We start from the raw sequence: 3,179 nt of genomic DNA, 5'->3' as shown, positions 1-3,179 counted from the left end.
CCGGGTCGAGAATCGCCTCCACGTCGTTGCCGGAGCGACGCACCTCTTCGAGGAGCCGGGGACTCTCGAGGAGGTGGCGCGCGAGGCCGTCGCGTGGTTCCTCGGTCACCTCCGGCGATGACGCGGCGAAGGGCGGCGCCGTGATCTTCCGGGATCGCCGCGACGCGGGACGCGCCCTCGGCCGCCGGCTCTCGCGCCGGGCGCGCCGGCCGGACGTCGTCGTCCTCGCGCTGCCCCGGGGCGGCGTTCCGGTCGGCTTCGAGGTCGCGCGCGAGGTCGGCGCGCCGCTCGACGTCTTCCTCGTCCGCAAGCTCGGCGTTCCCGGCCACGAGGAGCTCGCGATGGGAGCGATCGCCGCGGGCGGCGTGCGGGTGCTCCAGGAGGACGTGATCGCGGATCTCGGCATTTCGGCGCCGGTCGTCGAGGCGGCGACGCGCCGGGAGGAGGAGGAGCTCCGGCGCCGGGAACGGGCGTTTCGCCAGGGGCGGCCGCCGGCCGCCGTCGCGGGAAAGACGGTGATCCTGGTCGACGACGGCCTCGCGACCGGCGCGACGATGCGGGCGGCGATCGCCGCGCTGCGCCGGCTCGCCCCTTCCGCCGTCGTCGTCGCGGTCCCGGTCGGCGCGCCCGAGACGTGCGCCGCGATCGCGCGCCTCGCGGACGAGTGCGTCTGTCTCGAGACTCCGCCGGCCTTCTCCGCGGTCGGCTGCGGGTACGCGGATTTCGAGCAGACGACCGACGAGGAGGTGCGCGAATTGCTGGAGAAGAGCGCCGCGGCGGCATGAGTGGGCCTGCATCTCGCCGGGAACCGGCTCGATGCATCCGCCTTCGCCCCTTCTTCGCTGAAGCTTCGGCGGGATGAGTCGGCGAGACATGCCGCCGCGCTTGTCTATCCGGTCAGACGGCGGTGAGTAGGCCAGTGCGACATCGCTGAGGCGCGGTGAGGCGCGAGCCCGACGGGATGCGGGTCGGTCGTGGCGTCCCGAGGCGTACTGTAATCAGTACGTCGCAGGGCGACACGGGCGGCACGCGCCCGGCCGGCTCGATGCATCGACGCGCTTGTCTATTTGACGAGCAGCACCGGGCTCTTCGCCAGCAGCCCCACCTTGTAGGAGAGCGTGCCCCAGTTGTGTCCGACGCGGGCGCGCGAGAAGCGATGGCTGCCCATCACGATCAGGTCTGCGCGCGACGACGACGCGAACCGGAGCGTCTCCTCGAGCGGATCGCCATAGACGATCACGACGCGCACCCGCCGGCCGCGCCGTTCGAAGAGGTCGGTGAACGCACGGGCCTTCGCGCGGGCCATCCGCTCGAGGCGCCGGTAGAATCGCTCGATCCCGGGAAGGTCGCCGTGCAGCCGCTCGATCACGTGGAGCAGCGTCACATCCGCGTCCTCCGGAGCGATCCGCGCAGCCGCGCGCGCGGCCCGCATCGCTTTCGGGGTGAAATCGACCGGAACCAGGATCCGGCGAAACACGCTACTCCGCTTCGAGGTATCGACGCACGAAGTCCGCTTCGGTGAGGATGCCGACGACGCGGCTGCCTTCGACGACCGGGATGCAGCCGATCTTGTTCTCGAGCAGGAGCTCCGCCGCCTCGCGCAGCAACGCGTCGGGCTCGAGCGTGTCGACCTCCGTTCCCATGATCTCCCGGACCCGCTTTCGACCGAGCACGTCGCGCTCGACGGAGAGGGGAGCTTCCGGTGAATCCGCGAAGGCGAAACGCGCGAGGTCCCGCTCGGTCACGAGACCGACGAGGTCGCCCTCGCGGTCCACGATCGGGGCGTGGCGAATGTGCTCGTCGGCCATGCGGTCGGCGAGATCGGCGAGGTTGTCCGCCGGCGAGAACGTCACGACGTTCTCGGTCATCAGGTCGCGAACGAGACGTCCCAGGCGCGAGCTCCGCGTCCTCGGCGCCTGCGGCGCTTTTTCGGAGCGCCGATCGACGGTGGTGGTCATGGCATACCCCTTCCGAGCCTGTCGGCTCGATCGATTCTGGGTCGGGGGCGGACCCCGGGGGGAGATGCGAATGGATCAGGGGCGCCGTGGCCCGGCGGGAGGCCCTACGGCTTCGAGCGCTGTCCGTCGCCCGGCGGGTCGCCCGTGAGCGAGACGCGGTACTGATTCCTTCCCGCCGTCTTGCCTTCGTAGAGCGCGCGGTCGGCCGCGACGAAGAAATCGTGGTGCGTGGAAGCCGCAACGCCGCTCGCGATGCCGATGGTGACGGTCACGGCCGTCGGCGGGGCCCGAAGCACGTCGCGCTCCGCCGTCCTCAGGATCTCGCGCGCGACGCGCTCGGCGGCGGCGACGTCCGCCCCCGGGAGGAGCAGGACGAACTCGTCGCCGCCCCATCGGGCGGCGAGGTCCTCGGTACGCTTGCGGTCGCGGACGATCCGCGCCACGTGCCGGAGCGCCGCGTTCCCCGCCATGTGTCCCCATCGGTCGTTGATCTCCTTCAGCCCGTCGACATCGACGAGGAGGAGCGAAACCGGCTCTCGGAAGCGGTGCGAGCGCGCGACGACGCGAGCGTAGTGCTCCCGAAACAGGCGCCGGTTCGGCAGTCCGGTGAGGTCGTCGCGTCCCGCGAGCTCGCGGAAGCGCTCCCGTCCCGCGCGCAGCCGGTCGGCCCTCGTCCCGGCGACGAATCCGGCGATCCCGAACACGACCGCGGTCCCGAGGAGCTCGTAGGCGTAATAGAAGAGATGCGACCGCACCTCGGCTCCGGCCTGAACGCCTCCGGTCGCGACGCGGATCGCGAGCGCGCCGAGCGGCGCTCCGGTCGCGAGGAGGACCCCGAGCAGGGAATACAGGATCCGGTACCGGACCGAAAGCCGTGAAGGCGCGGAAGGAGCGGGTGCCTCTTCGAACGTCACCTCTCGATCTTACGTCCGCGTCGGGAAGCGGTTCCGAGGGAGTGGATCGCTCAAATGATTCGTTTTCATCAAAGAGACCCGGAGGGTCGCCGGTAGAGTGTCTTGGAAACTCGGAGGCACTCGATGCAGATTCTCAGGCAGCTTCTCGTGGTGGCTCTCTCGGCAGCGGGGATCGCGGTACCGTTCCGCGGCGCGGCGCCGGTGGTCGTCAACAGCCGTCCGGTCTTGCGGACCAGTCCGAAGGCGTATTCGACCAATGCGAAGGAGCATTACCTCACGACGGACCAGTTCGGCTACATCCGGCCGG

At 70.5% G+C, this 3,179-nt stretch carries 6 protein-coding genes; 3 read left to right on the top strand and 3 right to left on the bottom strand.

The genetic code is table 11. From position 1 onward, the window contains the following. Both VKH46_16325 and VKH46_16320 read left to right on the top strand, forming a co-directional pair. Nucleotides 1-121, top strand: a 121-nt coding sequence (locus VKH46_16325; protein ID HKB72405.1) for an alpha/beta hydrolase, incomplete at its 5' end; no start/stop codon positions are given. 19 nt (nt 122-140) lie between these two features. Next, on the top strand, nt 141-785 hold the full coding sequence (locus tag VKH46_16320) for a phosphoribosyltransferase family protein (protein HKB72404.1): 645 nt from the start codon (nt 141-143) through the stop codon (nt 783-785). A 278-nt stretch (nt 786-1,063) separates the two neighbouring features. On the opposite strand, the gene VKH46_16315 is transcribed toward VKH46_16320, so the two are convergent. The 3 genes from VKH46_16315 to VKH46_16305 form a co-directional block, all read right to left on the bottom strand. After that, complete coding sequence (locus VKH46_16315) at nt 1,064-1,477, bottom strand: universal stress protein (GenBank protein HKB72403.1); 414 nt, start codon at nt 1,475-1,477, stop codon at nt 1,064-1,066. A gap of 1 nt (nt 1,478) precedes the next feature. After that, nucleotides 1,479-1,958 (bottom strand): CBS domain-containing protein, encoded by a 480-nt coding sequence (locus VKH46_16310; GenBank protein HKB72402.1) that lies wholly within the window; start codon nt 1,956-1,958, stop codon nt 1,479-1,481. 104 nt (nt 1,959-2,062) lie between these two features. Continuing rightward, the gene (locus VKH46_16305) at nt 2,063-2,872 is read right to left on the bottom strand and encodes a GGDEF domain-containing protein (protein ID HKB72401.1); all 810 of its coding nucleotides are present in this window, start codon (nt 2,870-2,872) and stop codon (nt 2,063-2,065) included. Nucleotides 2,873-2,995: 123 nt separating this feature from the next. Between VKH46_16305 and VKH46_16300 the strand changes: the two genes are divergently transcribed. Next, a partial coding sequence (locus VKH46_16300; GenBank protein HKB72400.1) for a hypothetical protein occupies nt 2,996-3,179 on the top strand: 184 nt, incomplete at its 3' end.

This window comes from Thermoanaerobaculia bacterium (assembly GCA_035260525.1).
Taxonomy (GTDB): domain Bacteria; phylum Acidobacteriota; class Thermoanaerobaculia; order UBA5066; family DATFVB01; genus DATFVB01.
The sequence above is the reverse complement of the archived record's forward strand: the minus strand, read 5'-3'. Positions and strand labels throughout refer to the sequence as shown.